Annotated in this window: 27 protein-coding genes; 6 read left to right on the plus strand and 21 right to left on the minus strand. The window is 65.1% G+C overall.

What is annotated here, in order from left to right; all coding sequences use genetic code 11:
- The first annotated feature begins 237 nt into the window (after positions 1-237).
- Complete coding sequence (locus tag NN4_RS19870; protein WP_147133339.1) at positions 238-1,200, plus strand: hypothetical protein; 963 nt, start codon at positions 238-240, stop codon at positions 1,198-1,200.
- Between the two features lie 68 nt (positions 1,201-1,268).
- Here the strand turns inward: NN4_RS19870 and NN4_RS19875 are convergent, their stop codons facing one another.
- Positions 1,269-3,509: a hypothetical protein gene (locus NN4_RS19875; RefSeq protein WP_147133342.1), complete on the minus strand. Its 2,241-nt coding sequence runs from the start codon at positions 3,507-3,509 to the stop codon at positions 1,269-1,271.
- A gap of 131 nt (positions 3,510-3,640) precedes the next feature.
- Between NN4_RS19875 and NN4_RS19880 the strand changes: the two genes are divergently transcribed.
- A complete protein-coding gene (locus NN4_RS19880; RefSeq protein ID WP_147133345.1) occupies positions 3,641-4,495 on the plus strand; it encodes a hypothetical protein in 855 nt (284 codons plus the stop codon).
- A gap of 110 nt (positions 4,496-4,605) precedes the next feature.
- On the plus strand, positions 4,606-5,079 hold the full coding sequence (locus tag NN4_RS19885) for a hypothetical protein (RefSeq protein ID WP_147133348.1): 474 nt from the start codon (positions 4,606-4,608) through the stop codon (positions 5,077-5,079).
- Between the two features lie 73 nt (positions 5,080-5,152).
- On the opposite strand, the gene NN4_RS19890 is transcribed toward NN4_RS19885, so the two are convergent.
- From NN4_RS19890 to NN4_RS19960, 15 genes are all read right to left on the minus strand, one after another.
- Entirely contained in the window at positions 5,153-5,560 is a 408-nt protein-coding gene (locus NN4_RS19890) for a DUF5361 domain-containing protein (protein WP_147133351.1), read from the minus strand.
- Positions 5,521-5,802, minus strand: coding sequence for a hypothetical protein (locus NN4_RS19895; protein WP_147133354.1), 282 nt, complete (start codon positions 5,800-5,802; stop codon positions 5,521-5,523). Before NN4_RS19895 ends, NN4_RS19890 begins: the two co-directional genes overlap by 40 nt.
- 111 nt (positions 5,803-5,913) lie before the next feature.
- Positions 5,914-6,504 carry a phage tail tube protein gene (locus NN4_RS19900; protein WP_147133357.1) on the minus strand — a complete coding sequence of 197 codons (591 nt, stop codon included), beginning with the start codon at positions 6,502-6,504 and terminating at the stop codon, positions 5,914-5,916.
- A 68-nt stretch (positions 6,505-6,572) separates the two neighbouring features.
- Positions 6,573-7,010 (minus strand): hypothetical protein, encoded by a 438-nt coding sequence (locus tag NN4_RS19905; RefSeq protein ID WP_147133360.1) that lies wholly within the window; start codon positions 7,008-7,010, stop codon positions 6,573-6,575.
- Between the two features lie 20 nt (positions 7,011-7,030).
- Positions 7,031-7,639, minus strand: a complete 609-nt coding sequence (locus NN4_RS19910; protein WP_147133363.1) for a hypothetical protein — start codon at positions 7,637-7,639, stop codon at positions 7,031-7,033.
- Positions 7,640-7,875: 236 nt separating this feature from the next.
- Positions 7,876-8,607, minus strand: coding sequence for a hypothetical protein (locus NN4_RS19915; RefSeq protein ID WP_147133366.1), 732 nt, complete (start codon positions 8,605-8,607; stop codon positions 7,876-7,878).
- Positions 8,608-8,609: 2 nt separating this feature from the next.
- Complete coding sequence (locus tag NN4_RS19920; protein ID WP_147133369.1) at positions 8,610-10,100, minus strand: hypothetical protein; 1,491 nt, start codon at positions 10,098-10,100, stop codon at positions 8,610-8,612.
- Between the two features lie 1,106 nt (positions 10,101-11,206).
- On the minus strand, positions 11,207-11,404 hold the full coding sequence (locus NN4_RS19925; RefSeq protein WP_147133372.1) for a hypothetical protein: 198 nt from the start codon (positions 11,402-11,404) through the stop codon (positions 11,207-11,209).
- 567 nt (positions 11,405-11,971) lie between these two features.
- Entirely contained in the window at positions 11,972-12,175 is a 204-nt protein-coding gene (locus tag NN4_RS19930; protein WP_107653267.1) for a hypothetical protein, read from the minus strand.
- A 460-nt stretch (positions 12,176-12,635) separates the two neighbouring features.
- Positions 12,636-13,340 (minus strand): hypothetical protein, encoded by a 705-nt coding sequence (locus NN4_RS19935; RefSeq protein WP_147133375.1) that lies wholly within the window; start codon positions 13,338-13,340, stop codon positions 12,636-12,638.
- Between the two features lie 40 nt (positions 13,341-13,380).
- Complete coding sequence (locus tag NN4_RS19940) at positions 13,381-14,175, minus strand: hypothetical protein (protein ID WP_147133378.1); 795 nt, start codon at positions 14,173-14,175, stop codon at positions 13,381-13,383.
- Entirely contained in the window at positions 14,175-14,957 is a 783-nt protein-coding gene (locus NN4_RS19945; protein WP_186818522.1) for a PE-PPE domain-containing protein, read from the minus strand. The genes NN4_RS19940 and NN4_RS19945 overlap by 1 nt, the downstream gene beginning before the upstream one ends.
- A gap of 91 nt (positions 14,958-15,048) precedes the next feature.
- Positions 15,049-15,366 carry a hypothetical protein gene (locus tag NN4_RS19950; RefSeq protein ID WP_147133384.1) on the minus strand — a complete coding sequence of 106 codons (318 nt, stop codon included), beginning with the start codon at positions 15,364-15,366 and terminating at the stop codon, positions 15,049-15,051.
- The gene (locus tag NN4_RS19955; protein WP_147133387.1) at positions 15,363-15,608 is read right to left on the minus strand and encodes a hypothetical protein; all 246 of its coding nucleotides are present in this window, start codon (positions 15,606-15,608) and stop codon (positions 15,363-15,365) included. Before NN4_RS19955 ends, NN4_RS19950 begins: the two co-directional genes overlap by 4 nt.
- 112 nt (positions 15,609-15,720) lie before the next feature.
- Positions 15,721-15,945 carry a hypothetical protein gene (locus tag NN4_RS19960; protein WP_147133390.1) on the minus strand — a complete coding sequence of 75 codons (225 nt, stop codon included), beginning with the start codon at positions 15,943-15,945 and terminating at the stop codon, positions 15,721-15,723.
- 143 nt (positions 15,946-16,088) lie between these two features.
- Here NN4_RS19960 and NN4_RS19965 point away from each other — a divergent pair, with 143 nt between their 5' ends.
- Positions 16,089-16,346 carry a helix-turn-helix domain-containing protein gene (locus NN4_RS19965; protein WP_159080089.1) on the plus strand — a complete coding sequence of 86 codons (258 nt, stop codon included), beginning with the start codon at positions 16,089-16,091 and terminating at the stop codon, positions 16,344-16,346.
- Between the two features lie 226 nt (positions 16,347-16,572).
- Here NN4_RS19965 and NN4_RS19970 read toward each other — a convergent pair whose 3' ends face one another.
- Entirely contained in the window at positions 16,573-16,836 is a 264-nt protein-coding gene (locus tag NN4_RS19970; RefSeq protein WP_147133393.1) for a hypothetical protein, read from the minus strand.
- A 269-nt stretch (positions 16,837-17,105) separates the two neighbouring features.
- Positions 17,106-19,019, minus strand: coding sequence for a VanW family protein (locus tag NN4_RS19975; protein ID WP_147133396.1), 1,914 nt, complete (start codon positions 19,017-19,019; stop codon positions 17,106-17,108).
- Positions 19,020-19,327: 308 nt separating this feature from the next.
- Between NN4_RS19975 and gnd the strand changes: the two genes are divergently transcribed.
- Positions 19,328-20,356 (plus strand): phosphogluconate dehydrogenase (NAD(+)-dependent, decarboxylating), encoded by a 1,029-nt coding sequence (gnd, locus tag NN4_RS19980; RefSeq protein WP_147133399.1) that lies wholly within the window; start codon positions 19,328-19,330, stop codon positions 20,354-20,356.
- A gap of 148 nt (positions 20,357-20,504) precedes the next feature.
- Here gnd and NN4_RS19985 read toward each other — a convergent pair whose 3' ends face one another.
- Both NN4_RS19985 and NN4_RS19990 read right to left on the minus strand, forming a co-directional pair.
- Positions 20,505-21,827: a lipase family protein gene (locus tag NN4_RS19985; protein WP_147133402.1), complete on the minus strand. Its 1,323-nt coding sequence runs from the start codon at positions 21,825-21,827 to the stop codon at positions 20,505-20,507.
- Positions 21,828-23,099, minus strand: coding sequence for a hypothetical protein (locus tag NN4_RS19990; protein WP_147133405.1), 1,272 nt, complete (start codon positions 23,097-23,099; stop codon positions 21,828-21,830). It abuts the gene before it with no gap.
- A gap of 434 nt (positions 23,100-23,533) precedes the next feature.
- On the opposite strand from NN4_RS19990, the gene NN4_RS19995 reads away from it, so the two are divergent.
- Positions 23,534-25,288: an SDR family oxidoreductase gene (locus tag NN4_RS19995; protein WP_147133408.1), complete on the plus strand. Its 1,755-nt coding sequence runs from the start codon at positions 23,534-23,536 to the stop codon at positions 25,286-25,288.
- Between the two features lie 57 nt (positions 25,289-25,345).
- Here the strand turns inward: NN4_RS19995 and NN4_RS20000 are convergent, their stop codons facing one another.
- Entirely contained in the window at positions 25,346-26,668 is a 1,323-nt protein-coding gene (locus NN4_RS20000) for an acetyl-CoA C-acetyltransferase (protein ID WP_135233956.1), read from the minus strand.
- Between the last annotated feature and the right edge of the window lie 233 nt (positions 26,669-26,901).

The following is a 26,901-nucleotide window of genomic DNA, read 5'->3' on the forward strand; positions in this document are numbered from 1 at the left end:
TGGCGCTTTGCCGGTATAGCCGCTGCCTGTACCGCGGTACTCGGCGTTTCGGCGATTGTCGTCCCTGTCATTCGGGCTCCCTCCGGATTTGTGCGGTTCGATCCGCTTTCGGCCACCTTCAGCTCCGCGAACGAAGGATGGACACTCGGCCGACTCGAGCCATGTGAGTCCACACAGCACTGCGCGTCGGTACAGCACACAACCGATGGCGGCCGTACCTGGCGTACCGCTACTGCGATGACCATTCCTCAGCAGACGCAGATCCTGCGCTTCGCGAACTCTCGTCATGGATGGGCATTGACGCCGGATGCACTCTGGTCCACACAGGACGGTGGCGCAACGTGGCGCCCGGTAGACAACAGTGTTGGGCGCGGCCCTCGGAGCAGCACCAATACCGTTGACATTTCAGGTATCGAATTGCCCGGCGGCACAGCTCGATTCATCGAGGGCACGGCCGACGGCGAACTCGCTCTCTTCACCGGCTCCGCGGAGCGCGACGCATGGACGAAATCCGCGACCGTCGAGATCAACGACTATATCGATGCGCCACAAATCGCGGCGGCACACCACGCAAACAGCGCATGGTTCTGGGTCAGCGGTGAGCAGCCTGCGCCCGTCCCGCCCGGTACAACCACGTTCCCCCGACCTATCAGGGCCGTGAGTGGCGCGGAACTCGTGGATGGCCGACTCCGACTCTGGACGCCGCCGTGTTCGGGCCCTGATGAGCACCCGGTCAGGGCCCAAGCACCGTCCGAGACTCAGATATTCCTCACGTGTGCGTCCGGCCCGGACCATAACCGCTATCGCCAGCTGGTCTCCCGGGACGGCGGGGCCACATTCGCCGACCTCGATGGGCCCGACTCTTCGCGAGTGTCGATCCTGTCGGCGGCAACGACCACCGATCTAGTCGCCGAAGACCCGCCGAACCTGCTCACCTCACTCGACGGTGGGCACAGCTGGATGCAGACATACCAGCCTTCTCGCGAACGCCGCGAAGACTCCTTCTATCTTTACCGGCCTGCTCCCGGGTTCATCACGGCAACAACCGGATTCATCATTGAAGAGAAGGGATGGATCAGCGACCCCGTGCGCCCGCACCACCCGCGAGTATCTACGCTGCCGGCGACTTACGATGCCGGACGCACGTGGGCGCCGGTAACCTTCCCCGCCCCACAACGGAATGCGGAGCCGGTCAACTGACAGCGCGATATACAATCCGCTGCGGGAGTAGCGGCGCTGAATGTGCAGATATCGGGCTATCACTCTTCTCATCGACCGAGGCCGCCACCGCGCTGCTGCGCGAGGGTCCGCCGCCGGTGCACCCGTTCCACCGCGATGGCGGCGCTCTTCGGGTCCATACCGTTGAAGTTGTAGATATCGCCCCGCGCGGTATGACCGCCGGGACCTTTGGCCAAATCGACCAGACCGAAGCCGGAACCGATCACTTCTTTCGCCGTATTCGCCACGTACTCAATCGGTTTCGTCACTATCTCCGACACCTTCGAACCAGCCATCGACCCGAGGAATTGGCCGATCACCGGACCGAGCACCACGCCGACCGGTCCGAGCCCCGCACCGATAGCGGTGCCGACAGCCGACCCGATGGTCCCGCCGATAGACGAAGCAGCGCCGGAGATTCCACCGGTCAGCGCACCGACCAGGCCGTGCTGTGCGGCACCGGACTGAGCGCCGGACAGCGCCCCCTTGACTCCCGATCCAAGCACCGCATCCGGATCGATCTGCAACGGCTTGAATTGAGGAGCGGAGGAATCTCCCGGTTGCGCGATGGCGGGGCCTGGCAGTTCCAATGTCTTCAACGGGGCCGAAAACCTCGGCGCCTCCAGCGTTTTCACCGGGGGTGTCCGCATCGGTGCGATCATGGAATTCAAGTCAGGTAGGAGGTCTGGAAACATCAGGGCCATCGACTCCGCCGACGGAACCCAGCCCGCGTTGAGCATCTCCAATAGCGGCAAGAACTCAGCCGTCGCATCCGAGTTGACGACAAATTCACCGTTGGAGATGTACGACAGGATCGAGTCGCTCTTCGAAGTGCCCGGACCGAGCACCAATCCACCATTTGCTTTGCGTGGAATGTTCTTCTCGATCTCGGCAAGCTTGTCCTGGGCGGCTCGCCGCTGATCGTCCCACTCCTTCCACCGCGCGTAGGCCTTGCTGTCGGTCTTCGGGGAGGGGCGGAACCCGTTGGCCCAGGTAGGGCTCTGCGCCTCCATGTCGGCGATGTACTGGCGAAGATAGGCCGGGTCGTCCGGCAACAACCAGGACGGTGGCGGAGAGTCGGGCTCCTTCCCGAATTCGGGTGAGAGTACAGCGTCCGCACCCTTCGAGCCGAGATACGAACCCACCAGTCCGGCAGTGACCCCGACCGCGAGCCCCGCGAGGTTACCGGCTCCAGGGAACACCGTCCCCATGGCCGCGCCGGCCGCCGCAGAGGCAGCGATGCCGGTGAGCAAGCCGGTGGACTCACGGATAACAGCACGTTCGGCCGAGTCACCGGAGCTCATATCACCCCAGATCGCGAGCGGTAGAGTCAGCAGAGCGATCGGACCGCTGAGGCGCCCCACACCGAGCGGCAACTTTGTCCCATTGGCGCGCGGCACGGTGTAGTCGGAGGTTATCCGCGCACCAGTATCGATCGCATTCGGAAAATGGCGGTACGCCAAGCGATCTGCCCACGTCGCACCGTTCTGCATGCCCGTGAAGACCTGGTTGTACCCGGTGCGCAGACCCTCGCCCGTCATGACGATCGCGCCGTTTCCGGCGTTGACCTTGACATCGGTGAGGTTCGGCACCAGCGTAACGGCATAAGGCTTCTTGGTGGAATCCAGCGGAACCACGGTTGCGACACCATCGGACCCGAACAACACTTCCTTTGCGGAATCCGAGCCGTGGATCGTCGCTCGTTGCGGCAGACCATCGGCACCGATCTCCAAGTCATAAGAAGTGCCGAAGCCCAGAACATTGCCCGGCTCGTTCTTGATCGAAAAAGTAGAGTACTCCAGCGGAGATATTCCGGGGCCGGTGAACTTGGTATTCCGCTCCGAAATATTACCCTCGGTATACGATTGATTTTCCATTGTTACACCGGACGGGAGCGTCAAGGTCGAATTCGGTGCGGACGATTCCGGATTCTTGACAATCGCGACGACATCCGGCAGCCCGAGAAAACTCGGCGACTCCTGCGGCGTCTGCGGTGAAATAATGGTGTCGACCGCAGTCGGCGGCCTACTCGTTACGATGGGGTCTTTACCCGGCATCGACCATGTCTGCGTCAGATCACCTGGTTTTCCTTTTTCCACGGTGGTCCCACCCGGCAAGGTAGCCGATTTTCCCGGCCCAACCGAAGGCGTGCCCATGATGAGATAAGGAAGATCGGCGCTCGGGTCGGGTGCCGGATTGTTCTGGGGCACAGGGGCAGTCCCCGTAAGCATTCCTATCAGCGCTTGCGTACGCGCCTTTTCAGCTGGATCGTTTCTGTCTGAAGGTGCCATTTGTATTCCAACCTATCGGGCACGTGCCGACACTGCGTATCGGAACTGTGAAAAATCGACACTCGGCACGGATTGTGCAACAATGACCGTTCCGCGGCTTATCGGCCGACACTGCGTAACATGGAGTAGAGATGAGCAACACCTCTACCCCGGGGGTGGATGGTTCACCCCCGGGCTACCGCTGGTTCTACGTTTGGCCGGAGACGCGCGGAATGGGCCCACTGCTCATAGCGGCGCCATTGATATTGCTGGGCATCGGTTCCCTCATCTATATAGTGACGACCGGGGACACGGAATTGCTGACCTTCGCATTGTTTTCCGCCATCATCGCCGGCTTCGGCATCGTGGTGATCGCCGGCACGAAGGCTCAGGATCAGCCGATCGTCGAGTCGGGCGATGACACAAGGGTTTTCGCACTCCGCTATCCGTTCTTCACCGTTAGACACGGGTTCGCGACAGCCTGTCTGGTAGCACTGTTTTCCACCATGGTGTGGATCGGCATCACCGATCATCAGCCATGGATGATCGTTGCGGGATCGGTGCTCTTCCCGATCACGGCCATCGGCGCAGTGCTACCCGCATTCCGATACGCACTCCATGGGCGACTGGCTTTCGGGCCGAAAACCCTTCGCGTATCCACATATCGCTGCGACTGGGAATTCCCGTGGGACGCGATCGTGGCGGCAGAAGCCGTTCTCGACGCACCCGACGCCGCCATCGCGATACACTGCCCCCGCGCCGAGATGATCGATCGACCTACCTCGAGCAAACCGCTGTCACGCTGGATACCACCGGACAACGCGATAAACGGGCCGTGGCAGATCATCTCGCCGATGTGGGGAGTCAACGGCAACTCACTGCTGTCGACCATCCGCCACCTGCAAGCCCACCCCGAACACCGCGACCAACTCACCAAAGAGCAACTCACCGCGATGCTCACACCACCGCCCTGGTCGGTACGCGACCAGCTGCGCGGCCAATCCTGACAGCGAACCACAACTATGGGCGGCCACCGGCTGCATATACTGTGCGCGTGCTGGATGGCGAATTCGGCAGTCCTCCTACTGTTTTCGCTGCGGCCCCACGGTGTCGGAGGTTGTCTGCCGTACTCGCAGGCCTCGTGGTGATGGCCGTCGGCCTATCGCTGGTGTCTTCGGATGCCTTCGGACTCTTCGCGCAAGCCGTCCTCGGCCCCATGGCGCTACTGGCCGGGGCCGCGACTGCCGCATGGGGAGTCGTCTATCTGCTGAAGAGCACACCAGAGCTGGTAATCGACGCGTGCGGTATCCAGCACAGATTGATGGGCCACATAGCGTTTTCGGAAATTTCCGCAGTCAACATCGTCACTATCGGTCACATACCGCATCTGGCGATTCTGCTGAACAATCCAGGCGCGGTCAGCTCCCGAACGACGCTGCCGGTCCGGATGTTCGCCGCATTGAGCAGGTTCTATGGCAACAGTCCAGCCGTGATCTCCGCGCTACAGATCCGGCCAGCCACCTTGGACTATGTCATCACCGAGATGCAGCGACGTTATCCTGCGCTGGTGATACTTTCGGCCCACAGCTAGGGATGAAACCGACCACACCGGTCGGTGCGCCGGGAGCCGCGCCGCCGGTCATGACGGCGCAGTTCGTGCAGCGCTACCAGGTGAGGAAGCCATTCATCTCGGCGATGCTCGTAGCGGTGCCGATGCGCTCGGCGCGTTTCACGCCGGGGCGGGGTATCGGGTCGGGGCGGTCTCGACCATCCTGTGCCGCTTTGGTTTTCGACCAGACCAGCCAGCGCAGCGAGTCCGCGACGTCGGCGAGCAGGTGCTGGGTCAGCTGCCATTGATGGTCCGGGCCGTGGGTCGACCGAGCCAAAGCCGAGTCCAGGGGCGCGTATTTGACGATCGCCTTCAGATCGGCCCAGCTGAGGGCGTCCGTGGCCAGCATGCGTAGCCGCAGGCCGAGGGCGATCAGGTCGTATTCGATAGCCTCGGTGTGCTCTTCGAGCAGAGCGTCGAGGCTCAGGATTCCCCCAGGCCGACCCCCGAATGGATCCGCCACTCATCGAGCAGTGCCTGGTATTCGTCCTGATTCATGTTGTCCAGTGCGACCAAAGCTTCCGCGGAAACGGTCAATTCGATCAGGGTGTACATAGCGTCGATGTCGTGCATGCGACGGATCCGACGGATCAGGCCCGGCTTCAGGTACGACAACGAGGGCAGTCGAACCTCGACATCACCCACTGTTCGGACGAAATCGTCCTTGACCCTGCTGGTGCTATCAGTGCTTGGCGTAGTAGTCATTTGGTTCGCAGACCCTTTCATCAATACTGGCGTGCGCAGGCGTTCCGAAGGGCCCAGCGGCGGCGGGCGGGCCTGCGCATAGGTTTGAATCCCGCCGCCACTGGGGGCTTATCAGGCGGTACGCACGCCGTCGTCGAGGTAGCGGTATGCCTTCACGCCGGTGTCGTCCTTGAACGCTTCGACGGTCAGGGTGAAACCGGCAAGTTCCTTCGAGACGAACTTCCGCTCGGTGACCTGCGAGATCGAGGCGTTCGGCAACACGATCCGCAGCTTCTTGTTCTCGTTCTTCATGTCGAACACCCATGCGCGGCGCGGCAGCACCGTGCCGGTCTCGGTCACCTTGTAGGTGGTGCCCGCCGTCGGGCCGGCCTCGGTGAGGACGCTGACGTTGCCCGAACCGAATACCTCGTTCAGCACGTCACGGTCCCACACCGCGTACAGGGTGAAGCCGAAGCGGACCGAGTGCTCGGTCTGCAGATTCGCGATGATGTCGGCGTTCCAGTCCTTGACCTGCTCGATCTTGCGCTCACCCTTGGATTCGATGCCGTCCTCCGACACGTACCCGAGCGCCTTGAAGACTGCGAGGTCGATGGGATCCGACGCGTTGGCGGGCAGCGTGGCATTGGGCGCGGCGACCAGGACGCCGCCGGTGACGGAGATCGGGGTGCCCGCGCCGATGTACTTGCTGGAAGGCAGAGCCATTATTGTTTTCTCCCTTGGGATTTGCGCAGGCCCAGGGATGACTATTCAGTTGTGGCTCCCAGTGGGAGTCAGGCGAGGACGGTGCCTCGCACGAACAAGTCGGCGACGATCACCTGCCGCGGGGCGGCGGTTTCCGGATCGGTGTCGTTCTCCACACCGACGTCTTCGATGTGATCGCACCAAACAGTGCCGAGATAACCTGGCGCCGCGCTCGCGAGGATGGCGCGGACCAGGCCGGCCAATCCCGCTGCGGTGCCGGCGTCGTCAGTGCATTCCAAGACGACGCGCGGACGGTCCAGGATGAGGTTCGGGCCACGCTGCCCCTCGCGATCCTCGCGATCCCGGCGCAGCCTGCGGTCGTTGCGGGTGACCCGTACCATGCGCGTCGGTCGCGGATCCGGTACTCGGGTAACGGCTTTCGCGGTGTCGGACGCGGCGGTGAGTTGCGTGGTGAGATAGTCGACCAGTGTCTTCTCGATGTCGGGGTACACGATTCGTTCGGTCATCGCACTACCACCTTTCGTGGCTATTGCGGGTCGCGGGATTGTGCGATGCGCTGTCGCAGCTGCTCGACGACGCCCGCGTAGGCTTCGGTCTTGGTCGCGCCCTCGAAGGCGAGGCCACGAGGATGGGTGGCACACCACATTCCGTCGTCGGTCTGCTTGACCTCGATATCGTCGAGGTCGTAGAACTCCTCCGGATCGGGCGCGGGCCACTGCCCGTGCTCGTCCTTGGTGATGTGCATCCCGATGTCGAAGGCGCCCGGTGGGCCGCCCGGAGTAGCGACCCAGCGGATCTGCTCGAGCTCGGAATGCACTCGCACACCGCGTTTTACGAGGTACTCGGCAACTCGGCTCGCCTGCTTGATGTTGGTCACCGTCGGTTCGGCGCGTTTGCGGCCGGACGAATCGTGCCATTCGGGCAGGTGGATGACCGTCAGTTCCTCGGCCAGCTCCCGCACCTGCGGTTCCAGCTCGTCGGTCTCGCGTGATTCGGTGAGCTTCCCGCTGAGCGCGTGTTCGATGAAGGCCAGGAATTCGGGGGTGACCAGCTGCCCGGTATCGGTTTTCACGTACTCCGGCGGCGGCTGATGATTGCCGAATGTCACGGACTCGACGATTTCCTTGTTTTGCATGGTGTGCGGGATCCTCCGGAGGTTTGCACGAATACCCATCCCGGTTGCCGGAACGACGGCGGCCCCGCTCACCGAGGTGGACGGGGCCGCTGTCGAGCGACCTTCGGAAACAATGGGGAGGGAAGAAGTTCCCGACAAACGGGATGAAGGCGCAGCTGTGGCGCTGCCACTATCTTCACTTAATCTGGGTCAATTGTCAACCAGCACAACATATCTCGATGCCGGACCCAGAGAATTCAGTCGAACAGTTGAGATATCCAGTTGCCTGGAGTGCCCTCGAGCTCACGCGTGAGCCCGTCCGCGTTTCCACCGCCGACGAATCCAGAATGCAACTCTGCTTTGAACCTGCGGAGCAGGTCGGGCAGGTCATCCCAGTACGACGGCAATGGCTCGGGAGCCGGTTGGGCGTTCCGGGGAAGGTAGCCGAACCACACGACACGCGGATCATCATCCGACTTACCTGCGAACACATACGCCAAGGCGAGATTGCCGTCGGCATCTCGGGCCAATCGACAGCCGAGACCATGCTCGAGCATCCACGCACGGGTCGCGGGAAAGCTATCCGCCCCGAGCACGGCGTCCCACTCCGACAGCATCCGCTCGATCCCATCCGGACCCAGCAGGATCACGGCGTCATCCCAGCTGTCCGGAATCGTCACCGCCTCAGCATCATCCGGGTGCTCGATACCGACGGCTTCGAATCCCCGACTGCGGCCTGCCTCGTTGATCGTCGCAGACAGCTCGGCCCGAAAAGCTGCTTCGGCAGCCAGCAGTTCGGCCTGCTTGGGCTCCCACACGTCGAGGTGGGCGCGGACTTGCTCGTTGAAGTCGGCTTTGTCCCGCTCCGACCAGAAGTCATCCGCCCAGTCCAGGTCGCGAGACTGAATGAAGTCATCGAACAGCCTGGCGGACGCACGGCCACGCCCCTTGATCAACTCCTGCATCGCCTTGCTGCACCGCATCTTCATTCTCACAACCACTTCACCCCATACCAGTGCGACCCTCGCAGGATTCTCTCGCTGAGGGCGGAATTCTCACTTTGCATATCCTTCACCGACATGGGGGACGGCCACCCGTCGCTGGGACCAGTAAAGCTGGCGGCTAGCTCGTCGAGCAGAGCCTGGTCTGACGCAGACAGATCAGGATCATCTCTAACGGCACGGATCTGGTTCAGCATCGACGCGCGGTTCTGCTGCTCTTTGTCCGGGCCGGTGTTATCCCAGTCGAAACCTGCTTTCGCCCAAGCCCAGCCGCCGTCCTTCATGGAGGCTTCCACGATGATCTCGGTAACCCCCGACCGACGATAGTATGCCTCGAGCTTCGGGGAAAGGTCGGTTGAGAAGCCACCCCCGCGCATATTTTCGTCCAGGTGGAACCAGGAGTTCGTCACGACCAAATCGCCCCACTTGTCCTCGGTGAAGACGCGAGTAACTTGGCCGACCTCGGTACCGTTACGGTCGCGGACCGTGGCATAGACGATGATCATCGGCTTGCCGGTCTGTTCGTCGGTCACCACCTCCACATAGTCGATCTGGAGGCGTAGCCGTTTCCCTGTCTCCTTGTCGGGGCGGCCGTATTCGCCCTGCATCCCGCGCCGCAAGATCTCGAGAAGCTCGTCCTCGTTCGTATCCAGTAGCTCACGCACCGTGGGCATGGCATCCAAACCACCAGCAGGTTCGCTGGGCGACTCGGCGTCGTTCCCTTCGGCCGCAGGCGGTTCCGACTGCTCGGCCCGGGGTGGGAATACATATGGCGCATCAGGTTCCGCTGGCAATGAAGGCCCATCCGGCGGAGCAGCGACATCGGGATGCGGCTGTGGGTCCGGCTCGGCGGAAACGTCCGGGTCCGGTGGCGAAATCTCCGGCGGCCGGGCAGGCACAACTTCGGGCGGAAGATTCGGTTGCACCTCGGGAGGCAGTGCGGGCAACGTGTCCGGCAGGGGGCCGGGGGCAACCTGCGGTTCCGGTTCGACGTCGGGCGGATGGATCGGCTCGGGCGGCAGAGTCGGTTCTATCTGCGGCGGTGGAGTCGGTTCTGGCAACGGCGTCGGGGCAGGGGATGGCTCCGGTTGGGCCGGCGGCTTCGACGGCAGCGTCGGCTCGATCTCCAATGGCCTGGTCGGAGTCGGGGTGGGGGTGGGAGTTGGCGGCGCCGGGGTTGCTGTGCGCGGGGGTGTGGGGATGGTGAGGGGAGGCGGCTGCCGCATCGGGTTCGGCGGCGCGATGGAGTTGTCGTTCGGTTCGGCCGGACCGAATAGCTCGCGCAGCATTTCGAGCAAGCGCAGCAGCTCGATGACGGCCCGAAGTAGGAGCTTCTTCGGCAGCTTGCCGATCTCCTCCAGCATCTTTCCGATGCCGTCGAGCGCGTCTTTGATGATCTCCTCCAGGCTCGGTGGCAATGGTGGCGGTACCTGTGGAATGACGATGACCGGGCCAGGAATGGTGTCCGGGTCGCGAGCCAATTGGATTCCTGGCGTCGGCGCTTCGAGGTAGTCCGGTATTACCGGCCGAGCGCCCGAATCGGCTCGGGGCGGATCGACGCCGGGTTCCGGCTCCGTCTCCGGCGACTCTGGGAGCTCCGGAGCAGCTGGTGCTTCCAGCGTCACGGGCGGTGGTACAGGTGCGCTCGGCACATCGCGAGGTGGCGGCGGCGATACCGACCTTGGCGGATTCTGTTCGGCAGGTTTGAGTTCTTCCGCCGGGGCCGGGGCGGGAGTGTCGCCGAAATTGCCTGACCCACGACCACCTTCGCTGTTCGGCCGCGGCGAGATCGGCGGCAGCACACCCGCAATCGCAGCCGAACGCGGTGAAGGTGCGGCGCCCTCCGCCGAGAGCGTCAGATCGCCGCGAGTCTTGATGCGGCCGACCAGCTGAGCGGCGCTGGTCGGTGTCATACCCGCGAAGGTGTAGGTCCGCTGGCCGAGCGTCGGCACCGAATCATGTTGTGCACCAGCTTTATCTGCCATTGCCGTCAACGTCGCGGCACGGTCACCGACCCAAGCGACGGCCGGCTGGACGGGCAGTATCGACTCGATTCGGGAGGTGAACAACCGAGTCAGTGCGAGCACCGGCGCATTGGCTTCCACAATTGGGCCCGCCATACCAAATACCTCAGACAATCGGGAGATCAGGGAAACTCGCGCCGTACGTACTGATCACGAACTCCCCTCCCCCACAAGGTGAATGGGACAGGATTCTGCTGAGGCAGCGTCGGACCGGACTGGTCGCGGAGATTTCGCAGCGGGCGGAGGCAGCGCGATGAGAATCCCGAACCAGGACGGCTGCCGCATGCCTTGACCAGCAGGCTGCGGCGCATGCTAGCGAACTCCGTTCGCGCTCCCGGGCAGTCGGGCAGCGGGACGGAGTTATTGCAGGTTCACCTGCTTGTATCAGTGGACGGTCTGGCCGTGGAGTATTGCCATGACGCCGCTTTCGACTCGGCCGCAGTCGAAGAAGTCACAAGCCGAGGAGCGGCAACAGGAGTGGCAGGACCACCGGCGCCAAACGGCAGGCCAAGTCGAGCAGGTCGAGGATGATGGTGAGCATGGATTCACCTCCTCCCGGTCGGTCAATAACGCCGGGACGAGTCCGGCACGATGCGACCTGCTTCAATCAATGTGTTGAAGGCCAACGCTTTTCGGCGGCAGTGGTCGACGGAGCAGGCGCGGTGGACGCGCATCGACTCGTGGGCCCGGGCGATGGTGAGCGGGGCCGCCGGGGTGGCGTGGTCGGCCAGTTCGAGCAGCTCCAGGACGGTGTTGTCCATGTCAGACCTCGGTTGTCGAAAAGGTTCGGGCTCCGGCGGGTTCACCGTGCCATGTATGACGTTTGAGCCCCACCCCCGATCAGGGGGTGTACCAGGGGTGGGGCGAAACGCCCCGGTCGCATCTTCACGTCTGCAACCGCGAGAAAGGGGTCAGCGGGAGACGGGAGCGGAAACCAGGGCGGGTATGTGGCAGGCTCGCGCCCGCTTGTCATCGATCTCGAAGAGGTTTCGGGGGCATGCCACATGCATTCGCTACGCCGGCCACGCAGGCGGCCGGAATAGCGGAACGTGAAAGTGATTGGTAGTACCAGAGTTTCCCGGCGAACTTCGGGAAGAAGGCGCAGCTGTGGCGCTGCACAAAGCTTCACCTAAAGCGCCGAGGATGTCAACCCCTGAATACAAAATTCAATGAACTTCGCAGGTAGATAGCTATTTCGGAGCGATGACCGAGGGCCGCAGGACCCGGAAACGACGATTGCCCCACCTCATGCGAGGTGGGGCAATCGTCTCTGCCCGGCGAACAGGTCCATCACTCGATGAGAGTCGAGGACCTATCGGAGTCTTGTATTACGACGCCTCCGCCGAGCCCGTGCTCAGCAGCTTGAGGAGGTCACCGAGGATCGTGGCCGAACCGCTCTCGGTCGCGGTGTCGGTCTTGGCGGAACCGGTGCCCGAGCCCGAGTCGGTGCCGGCCGAGGCCAGGCCCGAACCGGCCAGGATGATGCCTGCGGTAGCCGCGAACACAACGCCGAACACGCGAATCTTGCTCATCTGAGAATCTTCCCCTTGAAAAAATTGTCCCTCGAATCGACAACCTGCTGGTTATCGATCGAGAGTTTTCTAGCACAGGGTTTACCCGGCTAGCGACCCGTCAGCCACGCGCGACGCATGACGTCAATTGCCGATCGATAACGGGTCATGCACGGCGAGGGTTTCGGAACAATGCCTGCAATTTCGGTGCAGGACCGCTACTTCTACGGTTTCCCAGCCGCTCCGGGAACTTCGTTCACATACCGGCATCTCGACGCCCCACTCGTCGGCACTCGGCCGAGTCCGCAGCCGATGCCCTGCCGCTGACCCAGCTACTGCAGAGCGCGAGCGTTGCGAATAGCGCACCCGGTCACAGGTACCCAGCAATTCGAGAGTTATGTTGTGATTCATTTCATAAGCAATGGCCGTAACTTTTCGCGCTCTTTCGCCGAGCGCGCACCGAATTACGTTTTGAAGCAACTCAATTCGAGTCATTCACGGCGGCCGGTGCGCGGCGGCGCATCGGATGCGCCAGGTGTTCGTCCAATACCTCACCCACGGTGTACAACTCCGGCCAGCCGGGTGCCCATGGCCCGGGTAGCGGGGCGATTTTCCCAGCGTTGCGTAGTGTTTGGATCCGCCGCACGGTCAGCCCCTGATACTCGGCGCCGAGTTCCTTTGCCAGCGTGGCGATCCCGGATGCGTTGAGCCGGTGCCGCCGCGCCTGCTCGAGTTTCTGCTCGTCCAGCACGATCGGTGCGGCAGGCGGGCACACGATCCCCAGTGCGGCCTGCACCACCGTGCGGATCTCCTCGGGCGCGCCCTCGGCACCCTCGGTCATGGCCAGTGCGATGAGGTTTCGGTCCAGCCAGCGGGCGAGGCCGGGCGTGGACGGTGATCCGGCATAGTCGAGACCACGCTGCTCGCACACGAGCCGTACCCACGACACGAGTACCGCGTGCAATTCGTCGGCGGCCCGAGAGGCGGCGGGGTTGTAGGGCAGGGGTTGTTCGCTCGGTCTGCGGTTCATCCGATAGTCACCGCGAGTGCTCAATCGGGACTGCCTGGTCAGCGAGATACTGAGATCCTCTGCGAGATCGGGGATTTCGCAAAGCAACTCAGCGAGCGCACGGAGCTCGATACGGTCGAGGTACAGGTGGTACAGGTGGTTCGGGTGCTCGGTCACCGGGAAACCGCCTCGGCGGACCACTGTGCGGTGGTGGTTGTCATGGTGTCGCTTCCTCTTCGGTGGCATGCCAGTGGTCGAGCGAGGTCACCGTGCGGTGATCGCAGCGGAGCACGGGCGGATCGGGATTCACGGCGAGCAGATCGGCGGGTGGGTGGCGCCAGCCCGCGTCGTCGCACATCACGCAGTTGCGGGCGGCTTCGCGGCGCTGCACGGCATCGGCGCGCAGGTCGCTGCCGTGCGCCGCGTCCCACCGCTGTCTGGCGCGCCTGGCGTCGGCACAGCCACCGCACGGTGGCGGCGCGGGGTGATTGCGGTGCACCGAGCATTGCCGGGGCGGCGGAGCCGATCGCGCTGCCCTGGAAGAATTTTCAGGGTCATGGGCAGGGACAGGGGTTTCGATGTGCTCCGGCAATTGCTCGACAGACGGTTGAGCCTCGGCTGAAACCTTTGCCGCAGTGGACGTTCGAGCAGATGGTGCAGCACTTGCTTGCGCGCGAAGCTGTCTGGCTTGCCCGGAGACCTGGCCGCCTTTGCGGCCCGCGTCGGCCCGCTTACGGCGTCGGTCCTCGATTTCGGCCTTCGACATCTGCCGTTCGCCCCAGCCGTGGAACTGGTAGCCGCCGTCGACGGCCATCCACAAGCCCACCTCCACCAGCTTTTTCGCCTGCGCCGCCGAGCCGAGGCCGCGCACGATCGCGGCGGGCACGAAACCCTCGGTGAGCTGTTGCATCGACCACGAGCCGGCCCGCACCCACAGGCCCATCGCGGTGTTGCCCGCCGCGACGGCCTTGGGATGGAAGCCGAGCTGGTCGTCGACCTGGAACCACGGCATCAGCGGTTCCCCTCGGCCACCTCGCGGTTGATCGCCTCGGCGAGCAGCCGGGCGTGGCCGTGCCGGACGTAGGCGTCGGTGTGCCGCCCGTCGAACAGATAGCCGCGGGCATAGGCGACGGCACCGCCCCAGGAGCGCCAGTTCTCCAGCGACCACCAGCGCTGCAGCTGGTGCCGGGTGGCAACCGCGATGATGCTCTGCCCCCAGCGCACCATGGCTTCCGGGCTGGCCAGGCTGAAATACGCGCTGAGGTCGGCGATCAGGCGCAACGGGTTGCCCGCGGGCAGCGCCGTGATCGGATCACCCTCGGCGGCAACCCAATACGTCGGAATGCCGGTGATGTTCCGCTGTCCGACGACGCCGTAACCGCCGGGATCCGTACCGAGGCAACAGCCCGCCGGACGCAGCGGGTCCGCGATCAATGCACAGGCGATGACCTCCAAGTGGGGGAACAGGCCGGCACCGATCTCGGCGGCGAGATCACCCGCGATACCCGCCCCCTGTGAATATCCAGCCAGCACTACACGATTGGGCGTTGCTTCGATCGCGTCGATCAAGGCCCGCCTGCCCGCCGCGACACTGTCGGCGAACGCGACGTGCCGCCCGTAATCCGCTGGGTAAGGCACCATTCGCACGACAAAACGCCGTGGGTCGAGAGCTGCGGCGAAGGCGGCGGTGACCGGATCACCATTCGGATTCCAGGTACCTCCGACAATCAAGACATCGATGACCTCGCCGGGAGCGAGCAACTTGCCGAATAAACGGCGGCCGAAAATGGCCACGTGGTCTGTCCTTTCGTGGACGACGCGACCGGTTGAGCGCATGACGGAACCACTCGGTCAGGTCGGAGAATGAGAAAGCGCGAGCGCCGGATCAGCGGGGCGCGCGAAATGCCGGGCCGGGGCGTTCGGCCGCAGTACCGCAGTGGCCACAGGAGTCCGGCTGTGCGACAGTCGTTTCCAGTCGAAGATTCGACGGGTGGGTGGCGATGGCGTTACCGAGTTCGGCACAGACGGGATTGGGATAGCCGTAGTCGACGTACACCATCCGGTGATCCACATCGACGATGACGCCGTGCTCGACGGCGCCGCGCACCGCGGTAGTTCCGGTGTAGGTGACGCGGGCACCGATATGGTGCCGGAAGATCTCGAGGACGGGATTCGCGCGACGCCGTCGCGCCGGCTTGCTCACCGCGGGCTCGGCTCTGGGTCGGTCGGTGCCGCCGGGTCCGGGGTCGCGACGAGTGTCGCGCTGCGCACCCTGGCGTCGCGCGGATCGTGGATGAGGACCACGACGACGGCGTGCGGTTCGTCGCCGCTGAGGTAGGGAATGCCGGAGATGCCCGGGCGCCACGCACTGAATCCCGCGAGCCTCGGCACACTCCGCACGGCATGATCGAGTGCCATCTCGGCGGTAGCTGATCGATCGCTCAACACCGCCCATCCGCCTTCCGGCAGACAGTGATTTGTGTCACAAAATGTTTGGTACGACACGCCGAAAGTCGACGGCGGGACGCGCCGGGCGACCGGCGGGCATCGGTGATTGTCATCGCATCTCCTCTTGGTCGGGCAAGAGGTCGACGACGCGGCGCCGCACTACCGCGGCGATCCGAACGAGCTCGTCCAGCGTGAACGAGCCGTGCGCGGCGAGCAGGCTGCGCAGGTCGGATGCCGGCAGCCCGGAACGCGCGGCCAAGTCCTCGAGACAAAGTCCCGCATCGGACATGGCGAGCCGCACCTTCCCGGCAACCATTTGGTCTAGGTGTTCCATACGGAGCACATTAAGGTCCGTTTGGACCTGTTGCAACTCCCGGATGACCTTTATGGGCGAAATGTCCGAGAACCGTGGGAAACCTTGGCGTTTTTACGGCATGTCGTTTGCCAGGTAGCCGTTCGGACCTCAGAATGGTCCATATGGGTGTGGAAAAGGTACCTTCGGACATCAATCGCGCGGTGGGAGCAGAGCTCAGGGCAGCCCGGGCTCGGCGGGCTCTGACGCGTCCGCAACTCGCGGCGCTGACCGGCCTCGGGGTCAGCACTATTCAGCGCTTCGAGAACGGCGACAGATCGCCGGACATGCAGCAGCTGCACGCGTTGTGCACCGCACTGGACATTCCGATGCGGGAGTTCGTGGCGCTCGCGCTGCGCGACGTCGAACGCCCCGCGGAGTAACGCACACAACCGAACATCACCCACACTGCCGTCACCACCGGGTCGCGGCGGTGCGAAAGCTATTGCGCGGGACAGTGAGTCGAAAAGACGATCGGCGAACTGATGCGGCGCGACACTGCACGCCCTGACATCGGCGCACGCCGTGTGAGAAGACCGCGCAGGCACCCTTTACTGCCGCTTAGAGCGCTTGCGAGTGCGAATGCACGAGGCCGCGCGGCGAAAACGCTTATGCGCAGCGCGGATCGGCACCGCCGTCGGCCACCACCACGGTGTCGTCGACGATCACTCCGGTGGCCGCCTCGGCGTACTGCAGCACCGCTTCGACCGGATCTACGCCCATCACCCACGCCGCGAGCACGACGTCACACAATGTGCCCTTGCCCTGCACAACCCGCCGGGCGACTTCATCCCCGATAGCCGTACCCAGCGTGACTGCGGCGTTGTTTCCCCGCCCTGCCGCAAACGGTCTGACTGAGTCGATCTGGTCCACGACTGTTATCCCCTTCACTTCGCTCAACCTTGAGCCCCACTCCGAGACAGAACCGGACTGGCGTCCCGGAATCTGGCGTAGTTATATCCCATTCGCCGGGGGGTCGCCCACCAAAGTCGCCCTGCCGCAGAATGATTCGTGGCTCGCCGAGCTAACCAGCGGCGCGCTGTGAGATAGCCGGAAGTTGGCTCGAGCCGCACACCAGCGGCCGGAAGGCGGCGGCGTGCGGCTCGTCGGCGGGGACGGGCGTTGCCCAGGAGTTGTTGCGGTCACTCACATTTCACGACGGGGATCGGATCGTATTTGACCGTCCGGGTCGTCCGGGAGACCTCGCGGCCGGAGCGCCGGTCGGTGATGATGCGGGTGTCGGAGATGGTGAAGCCGGGGGCGCCCTCGGAGGCGATGCAGTCCTTGCCCTTCGGGAGCTTGATGGTGGTCGGCTCGGTCGGCTTGGTCTTCTCACCGGTCACCGATTCGACGTTCAGGGTCTTGGTGCCCCAGAGCCGAACGGTCACTTCGGAATCGGTGGTGACGGCCTCGATGAAGACGCCGTGCGGGGTGTTGTTGCGGAAGCGCAGGTCGATCGCGCCGTCGAAGACGGTCGCCTCGCGCGCGGCCGGGTAGCGGGAGATGTAGTAGCTGTGCTCGGTGTGGCCCGCGTCTTCCATACCCGCGAAGTACGCGGCGTTGTAGAGGGTGGTGGCGAACTGGCTGATGCCGCCGCCGACGGCGGTGCTCGGCCTGCCGTGATCGATGATGCCGGACTCCACGTAGCCCTCGGCGGTACCGCGCGGACCGGTGAAGTCGTTGAGCGAGAAGGTATCTCCCGGCTTCACCACCGCGCCGTTCACCTTCCTGGCAACCACCTTGATGTTCACTCCGGACGGGCCACTGAAGCCGTTGGTGGTGAACGTGCCCATGGTCTCGACCACGCCGAGCCCCTGGGCCGCCTCGGTGGTCAGCTTCGGCTCCACTTTTTCGTAGATCGCCTGGCCGGTCCGCTCCTGCGGCGCGGCGAGCAGCGCGGCGAACTGCTCGAAGGTCTTCGGCCAGTTGATTTTGTCACCGACGACGGCGGGCACGACGGTGGGTTTGCCGCCGGTGAGTGCGAACGTCGCGTCCTTCGCCTCGATCTCCGAGGGCGCGAGTTGCGGCGCCAGCAAACCGACCGCGACGTTTTGATCGACGGCCATGGCGAGCCCGCCCTGACCGTCGGGCGCGAAGGACAGCACCGACGCGATCTGCTCGGGATCGAGCTTGGCCGACCCGCCCTTGCCCGCGAAGACGATCGGCGCACGCACCGCGGGCTCGGCCACCTCGCGCAGGGCTTGGTCGACCGCGTCCGGGCGGACGGTGAGCGGTGCGGGGTGCACCGGGAGGTCCAGCGCGGCACCGGTGATCCACTTGTCGATCAGGTCGGTGCGTGCGGCCGGGGTGTCCAGCACGCGGCCGGGGACCGGGGCGACCGCGACCGGCCGCGCTTTGTCGAAGGCGATGGTGCCTTCGACCGAGGGTCTGTCGTGCACCCGTAGCGCCGTGAGTTGGCGATCCAGCGCGACGTCGTCGACGGCGCTGGCCACCGCGACATCGCGGGTGGTGAAGAACGAGGTGAGCCGGGTGATCGGGTCGAGCGGCTGCTTGCCGATGCGGGCCCAGGTGCCGTCCCAGTCGACGGTCAGTCCCGCGGCGGCGGGGACGAGCCTGGTCTGCACGTCGCCGATGCGCAGCGGTAGTTCCCGGTCGGCGCGCGGTGCGAGCTCGGCGCGCAACTTCGCGTCTGCGGCCTCGGTGTCCAGGCCACCGACATCGACGCCCGCTACGACAGTGCCGCGCGGCACCTCACCCGAGGACAGCACCAGATCGACCGCGTAGGCGAGGCCGGTCACCGCGAGTACCGCGCCGACCGCGAGGCCGGCCCGCTTCAGCACGGTGCGATTCAGCCGCTGCGCCGGGGGACCGGAGATGGGTCGACGGATCGGTGGCGCCGGCCGCTCGCCCGGCTGCGCCCGATGGGTGGCGCGCCTGGTCGGGGTGACGTGTAGTGGTTCGGTGGGTGCGGAGTCGCCGCCCCACTCCTGGGGCTGCTGTGCCCCATTGGCCTGGGCCGATTCGAGCAGCTGGCGTAAACCGACCTCGCCCGCCGGTTGTTGGCCGCGGCGTCCGGTGCTCGACTGGCTCGTCACGAACCGTCCTCCCCGTTCGGTTGAGTTGGGACTCGCTGGGTGCGAGTCTCCGCCAACGATAGTGCGCCCCAGCGACAACGTCAGGTGAGCACTGATCTACAGCTAATTCCTTGCAAAGAACCCGGTGGGCCACGCAAAGGGCCCCGCGCAGTTGCCGGGTCGGGGGTCTGGCAACTACGCGGAGCCGATCTGATTATCGGTGCGGCGCACCGTGCGTTACACAGCCGGACGGACCAGGATCGGATCGAGGCGGGACAATCGAGGACGAACGAGTGTCCGGCCACCGCACACACGAGGAGAGGGATGGCATGCAGCTGGGAATGATCGGCCTCGGACGAATGGGCGCCAATATCGTGCGCCGCATCGTCAAGGACGGGCACACCGCCGTCGGCTACGAACGTCGTCCGCACCAGATCGACGTGCTGCGCCAGGAGCTGGGTGACGACTTCCAGGGCAGCACCGACCTCGCCGAATTCGTGCGCACCTTGGAGACGCCGCGGGTGGTGTGGGTAATGATCCCGGCGGGCGCCACCGGCGCCGTCATCGACCAGGTGGCCGAGCTGCTCGAGCCCGGCGACATCATCATCGACGGGGGCAACAGTCGCTACCACGAGGACATCAAGCGGGCCGAGCAGTTGCAGCCCAAGGGCATCCATTATGTGGACATCGGCACCTCGGGCGGCGTTTTCGGTCTGCAACGCGGCTTCTGCCTGATGATCGGCGGCGAGGCCGAACCGGTGAAGTATCTCGACCCGCTGCTGAAATCCATCGCACCCGGCGTCGAGGCGGCCGAGCGGACGCCGGGACGCACCGGCGAGCCGTCGATGGCCGAGCAGGGCTACCTGCACTGCGGCCCGGCCGGCGCGGGACACTTCGTCAAGATGGTGCACAACGGCATCGAGTACGGCGCGATGGCCGCGTACGCGGAGGGCCTGAACATCCTGCACCGGGCCAATTACGGCGCCGAGCACGACGGCGAGTTCTCCGCCGAGGAGACCCCGCTCGAGCACCCGGAGTACTACCGCTACGCCATCGATGTGCCCGAGGTGACCGAGGTGTGGCGGCGCGGCTCGGTGGTCGCCTCCTGGTTGCTGGACCTCACCGCGAGCGCGCTGCACGCCGATCCGAACCTCGATTCCTACAGCGGCCGGGTCTCCGATTCCGGCGAGGGCCGGTGGACGATCGACGCCGCCATCGACACCGGTGTTCCGGTGCCGGTGCTCGCGGCCGCCCTGTTCCAGCGGTTCTCCTCGCGCGGCGAAGCGCTCTACGCGGACAAGATGCTCTCGGCCATGCGCAAAGCGTTCGGCGGGCACAACGAGCTACCCGGGGCGTAACGCACGAACGCGGCTCCCGCGGTATGCGGGAGCCGCGCTCAGCGGATCAGAAGCCTGCGGCCTGCGCCAGCAGCTTGGCAACGGCCAGCGGGCCGAACCAGAACAGATAATTGATGCCGTAGAGAAATGCCATGACCGGCAAGTCCTTTCAGTCGAAGTTGCGGTCGATCCAGTCGATCGTCTGCATGCCGAACAGATCGGTGCCCCAGCCGTAGAGGTCGGTGAGCATGCGGACCATGCTGCAGTCGGTCGGCTGATAGGTCACCTCGGTGCCGCCTGCCCGATAGATGTCGGCCAGCTCACGGGAGTCCTTGGCGGGTACCAGCGACATGAGCGAGTCGTCGGCGGCGCAGGAGGTGATGGCCACCTTCGCCTTCGGCGTGCCGGAGCGGCCGAGGATGTTGTCCTCGAACGCGCGCTGGAACGCCGGTTCGTCGGCGGGGCTGAGCCCGGAGTTGAACAGGGTGTTCAGCGGCAGGAACGGCAGCCCGAAGTAGGCAGGCGTCTGGCACTGGGTGCGGAAGGCGTTCGCCAGCCCGACGCCCGCCGGGTTGAGCTTCGCGTTCACCTCCATCTCCGGGTACGCGGGCTCCAGGCCGAGCAGGGTGGCCAGTGCGAAGCCGGAGCCGACCGAGCCGTCGGCGACCCGCATGAAGTTGCGCGGGTTGACCACCATCCCCTCCAGCACAGCCGATTTCACGTCGAGTTCCGGCGCGTATGTGGGCTGCAGCTCGGCCGAGAAGCCCGCGCCGACCCCGCCGCCCGCGATGCCGAACAGCGCGATCTGTGCCTGCGGATCGAGTCCGGCCTCGCGATGGGCCAAAGCCGCACGGACACCGTCGAGTTGGGCGTGCGCGGCGAACTTGCCCGCGAAGACGCCGTGCGGCTTGCGATCTCCGTCGTTGCCGACATCGGAGATCATCACCGCGTAGCCCTTGTCGAACATCAGCGCCAGCGGGCCGAGCGCCGACCAGGACGAGCCGTCCAGCGGGTCGCCGCCGGTCCACTGGGTGCTGGGGTGACAGGACCAGCCGACGCTGTCGTTGGCCTCCTGATAGGAGATCAGCTTCTTCTCGCCGACGGGCACACCGTGATTCGGAATCATCAGGATGCCGGTGCTGATCATCGGGGTGACACCGTCGATGCCGGTGGTCACGTACATCAGCTTGTACGCCTCGACATCGGGCGGCGTGATGCCCAGGAACATCACGTCGACCTTCTTGGCCTTCAACAGCGTTCCCGGCTGCTCGGCACCGGTCAGCGGCAGCTCTTGGTAGAACGGGTCGTTGGCGAGCAATGCCTGGAACGCCTGATCCGGCGGAACCGGCTGCGCGCCTTGGATCTGGCCGACGACGAATCCGTTGAAGACGCGGTCCAGTCCGGGCGTCGGCATCTCCGTCTGCGCCGCGGCGGTCGCCGCGGTGAGTACCAACGAAGCGGCCGTCGCAACGGCCACGGTGAAGCGTTTCATCTAGCGCACCGCCATCGTGTCGATCGGGGTTACCTGAATCTGCCTGGCCGCGGAGTCGAGCAGCTGCGGAATGTTCAGCAGCGGGCGATGCGACTCCATCTGGATCTCATAGGGCGTACGCATCACGGCTTCCAATGCGGGCCAGTTGTTCTCGACCTGGAACTTGTACTTGGGCAGCAGCTCCGAGTTGATGTAATCCCAGCGCGGGCCGAACTCCGACCAATTCCATTCCGGCAGGGGCAGGGTCAGCAGCGCGGGCCGGCCATCGGCCATGGTGAACGGGATTCGCACCGGATGGAACTCCCGCGGCGGGGCCACGCCCGCGACCGACGGTGAGCCCGCGGCACCGCTGGCGTAGGTGATCGCCTCGCCGACGCTGCCCTTGTAGCCGCGTGCCTCGTCCCACTGCGCCCCGATCACCCACTCCTGTTCCCGGCGAAGCAAAGTTCCGTTGCCCGAGGCGATCCGGTCGTAGTCACCGGAGGCCACCCCGCGCCAAGCTTCCATGATGTCAGCACCGAACAACCCGGCCGCCTGGAACTCCTCCAGCGCGGGCAGGCCCTCGGTGACGTAGGCCTCGTGCATGGGCATCAGGTCCGAGAAGATGTTCTTCTGCATCACCAGGATCAATCCGATGAGGTAGCGCAGGTCTTCCGGGGTGATCTGGGAGCCCGCCTCGGCCAGCGCCATCAGCCCGCGCGGCAGTTGGGCGACCGCTTGCGGTCCGGCCGCCTGGTCGACCGCAGCGATGATGCCGCGCGCGGACTCGGAGAGGCCGGGCAGACCGTAGAGGTTGCCCATCAGCTCGAAATCGAGCAGCCCACCGCCGAAGTCGGCGCCGACCTGCCCGCCCATCCCCGCCCACTGCAGCTCGCGATGGTTCAGCTGCAGGTCTTCGTAGTAGCGATAAGACCTGATCAGGTTGTTGCGGTTGGCCTCGACGCCCGCGCGCGGATCCCAGGAACGCAGGTCGATGCCCGCCTTGTTCGTCGCGGCGACGAGCCAGTACTGATAGAGCAGGGCGGCATACCGGGTGGGCGCGACGCCTTGGCCGCGCGCCTCATCCAGTAGCCCGCGCAGCTCGGCCGCGTCGTAGGGCAGTTCGGGGTTGACGCCGCCGGGGCTCGACGCGGCATCCCGGTTCACCAGCGGCAGATCCAGGTAGCGGTCCACCTCGCCCGCCGCTGTGGCCGGGGCCGTTGCCGCGAGTCCGAGACCGACCGCGGCCGCCAGCGCCAGTGCGGTGGCGCGCAGCGCTATACCGATTCGCATCAGCTGTTCAGCCTTCCTCTCTGCTAGCTCGATTCGAGTTATTCGTTAAGCCGAAGAGATGTCCTGCCGGTAGCTGCCTGTCGATCGGGCGGTGGTATAACGCCATCTCGATTAACAAGCACCGGTAGCACAGTAGGTGACGTGCAGGTAAACACAGAGATCAGCCCCGTCGCAAGGCGCGATATGACAAATGGTCAGCAACCGAAGAAGACCTGTAACACGAAAGTTGCGAGCTAGTAGCTACTAACGCGGGCGTGCAACGCAGCAAATAGGAGCAAAAAGACGATCGGTACCGAATGAGATAACTCACAGCAACGACGAGCAGGCCGTGAGCCCCGTGGGGACTACCCGAAACCCACCGTCTCAGACAGAATGGGTCGGACAGCTACGTCCACGGACCGCGATCGGCGCGGCCCGGATAGTGGGGTGAATCCATGGCCGAGAAGCATGTGGTCCACAACGGCGAGGTCGACCTCGCCGTCTATGAACAAGGCAATCCGGACGGGCCGACGATCCTGCTGCTGCACGGCTGGCCGGACTCCCATCACCTGTGGGACAACGTCGCGCCCGAGCTCACCGAGCGGTTCCGGGTGCTGAGCGTGGACAATCGCGGACACGGCGAATCGTCCAACCCGCCGGGCACAGCGGCCATTTCGACCACGACGCTGGCCTCGGACTACGTCGCGGTGATCGAAGCACTCGGCGGCGACGAGCCGGTGCACGTGCTCGCACACGACTGGGGCAGCATCGCCACCTGGGAAATCGTCTGCCGCCCCGACGCGCAACGCTTGATCGCCTCGTTCACCTCGGTCTCCGGGCCGAGCATCGCGCACGTGAGCAAGTGGGCACGCAGCCGCCTCGCCAGGCCGACACCGCGCAATATCGCGCTGCCACTGGCCCAGCTCGGTTCCTTCGCCTACTCGACCTTCCTCGCGCTGCCGGTACTGCCGCAGGCCGCGATCAAGGTGGTAATGAGCGAACAGCGGTGGCGCGCCATGCTTTCCGCCACCGAAGGCGCGCGGCCGGAGCAGATACACCTCGCGCCGACCTTCAAGCAGGACATGGCGAACGGGCTGCGCATCTACCGGTCCACGTTGGCCGCGAATCCGCTGCGGGACCGCGACGAATTCACCACGGTCCCTACGCAGATCATCGTAGGCACCCGCGATCCCGCAGTGCGGCAGTCGAGTTACGCCGACGAGGACCGGTGGGCCGACCAGGTCTGGCTGCGCGTGGTGAAAGGCGGGCACTGGCTGCCGTTCTCGCACCCGCAGCTGCTCGCCTCGGCCGCCGTGGAGCTGATCGACGCGGTATCCGGTGCGCCGCAAACCCGAACCCTCCGCCGGGCGCGGATGGGGTTGTCGCGCAAGCTGTTCGAGGATCAACTGGTCGTGATCACCGGCGGCGGCAGCGGGATCGGCCGGGCGACCGCGCTGGCCTTCGCGCGCGAAGGCGCCGAGATCGTGGTGTCCGACATCAACGGGATCGCGGCGGAGGCGACCGTGGCGCTGATCGCGCAGGCGGGTGGTACCGGCTACTCCTACGAGCTGGACGTTTCCGACGAGTCGGCGGTGCGCAAGCATGCCGACGGCGTGATCGGCGAGCACGGCGTGCCCGACATCCTGATCAACAACGCGGGCATCGGACAGGCCGGAAAATTCCTCGACACCTCCTCGGCCGATTTCGACCGGGTACTCGCGGTCAACCTGCACGGCGTCGTCAACGGCTGTCGTGCCTTCGCGGGCCCGATGGTCGAGCGCGGACTCGGCGGGCACATCGTCAATCTGTCCAGCATGGCCGCCTACACCCCGCAGCAGGCCTTCTCGGCGTACTCCACCAGCAAAGCCGCGGCGTTCATGTTCTCCGACTGCCTACGCACCGAATTGGCAAGCAGCGGCATCGGGGTCAGCACCATCTGCCCCGGCATCGTGCACACCGACATCGTCCGCAACACCCACATGTCCGGGGTCTCGGCCGAGGAGGAGCAGCGCAGACAGCAGCTCTACGACCGGCTGTACCGGTTGCGCGGTTACGGGCCGGAGAAGGTCGCGGCGCAGATCCTGCGGGCGGTGCGGAAAAACAAGGACGTCGTTCCGGTGACCCCGGAAGCCAGGGTGCAGTACGTCTTCGGCCGCTTCGCACCGGGCGTGGTCCGATTCGCCGCGGCCCGCGGCAGTTTGGTGCGCTGACCGAAAAAGGTGGCACCCGAGGACCGGGTGCCACCTTCTGTCAGTTGTTTGCCGGCGCTATCGCTCGATGATGGCGACGACGCCCTGTCCACCGGCGGCACAGATGGAGATCAGCGCGCGGCCGGATCCCTTCTCCGCCAGCATCTTCGCGGTCGAGGCGACGATGCGGCCACCGGTCGCGGCGAACGGGTGACCCGCCGCCAGCGAAGAACCGTTGACGTTCAGCTTGCTGCGGTCGATCGAGCCGAGCGCACCGTCCAGGCCGAGGCGCTCCTTGCAGTACGCGTCGGACTCCCACGCGGTGAGCGTGGCGAGCACCACCGAGGCGAACGCCTCGTGGATCTCGTAGTAGTCGAAGTCCTGCAGGGTCAGGCCGTTTCGGGCGAGCATCCGCGGTACCGCGTAGGTGGGGGCCATCAGCAGGCCATCCGGGCCGTGGATGTAATCGACCGCCGCGACCTCGCTGTCGACCAGGTGGGCGAGCACCGGCAGGTTGCGCTCGGTGGCCCATTCCTCGCTGGACAGCAGCACCGTGGAGGCGCCGTCGGTCAGCGGGGTGGAGTTGCCCGCGGTCATGGTGGCGTCACCGGCCTTGACACCGAACACCGGCTTGAGTGTGGCCAGCTTCTCGACGGTCGAGCCGGGACGCAGGTTGTCGTCGCGAGTCAGCCCGAGGAACGGGGTGACCAGGTCGTCGAAGAAACCGCGATCGTAGGCGGCGGCCATGTTCTTGTGCGACAGGTAGGCCAGCTCGTCCTGCGCCTCGCGCGGGACGGCGAATTCCTTGGCGGTGATGGCGGCGTGCTCACCCATGGACAGGCCGGTGCGCGGCTCGGCGTTGCGCGGGATCTCGATGCCGAGCATGCCCGGACGCAGCTGGCCGACCAGCTTGAGCCGGTCCTTGTTGGTCTTGGCACGGTTGGCGTCGAGCATCCATTCGCGCATGCCCTCGCTGACGCCGATCGGCGCGTCCGAGGTGGTGTCGGTACCGCCGCCGACGCCGGCCTCGATGCGGCCTTGGGCAATCGCGTCACCCACGGTGACGACGGCCTGGAGACCGGTGCCGCAGGCCAGCTGCAGATCGTGGGCCGGGGTGTAGGGGCTGAGCTTGCTGCCGAGCACGCTCTCGCGGATCATGCCGTGCTCGCCGACCCGCTTCAGGACGGCGCCGCCGACCACCATGCCGAGCCGCTCGCCCTGTAGGCCGAAGCGGCTGACCAGGCCGTCCAGCGCGGCGGTGAACATGTCCTGGTTGGAGGCGTGCGCGTACGCCTTGTCGGAGCGAGCGAACGGAATCCGGTTGCCGCCCACGATCGCGACCGGGCGGGTGGTCTTACCGGTCTTGGCGGTGCTCTTCGCCGAACGGGATTTGGTTGTCACTCGAGTCTCCAGGTCTCGTTGGGGATGTTCGGCGCTCCGGAGTCCGCGTGGAAATCTCCACAGATCGGCGCCCCGTCGCGATTGGTTTACATTAAACTTACTCTGGAGTAAGTTTGTTGTCGACACCGTACCCCGCAAATGTGTGCCAGCGGTCCACTGCCGGGTACCACCAGACCCGAGAACTGAACATCGCGGCGTGAGCGAGAGTCGGTGGCGGGGTAGCTTGCGTAACC

This window comes from Nocardia ninae NBRC 108245 (assembly GCF_007990755.1).
Classification (GTDB): Bacteria; Actinomycetota; Actinomycetes; order Mycobacteriales; family Mycobacteriaceae; genus Nocardia; species Nocardia ninae.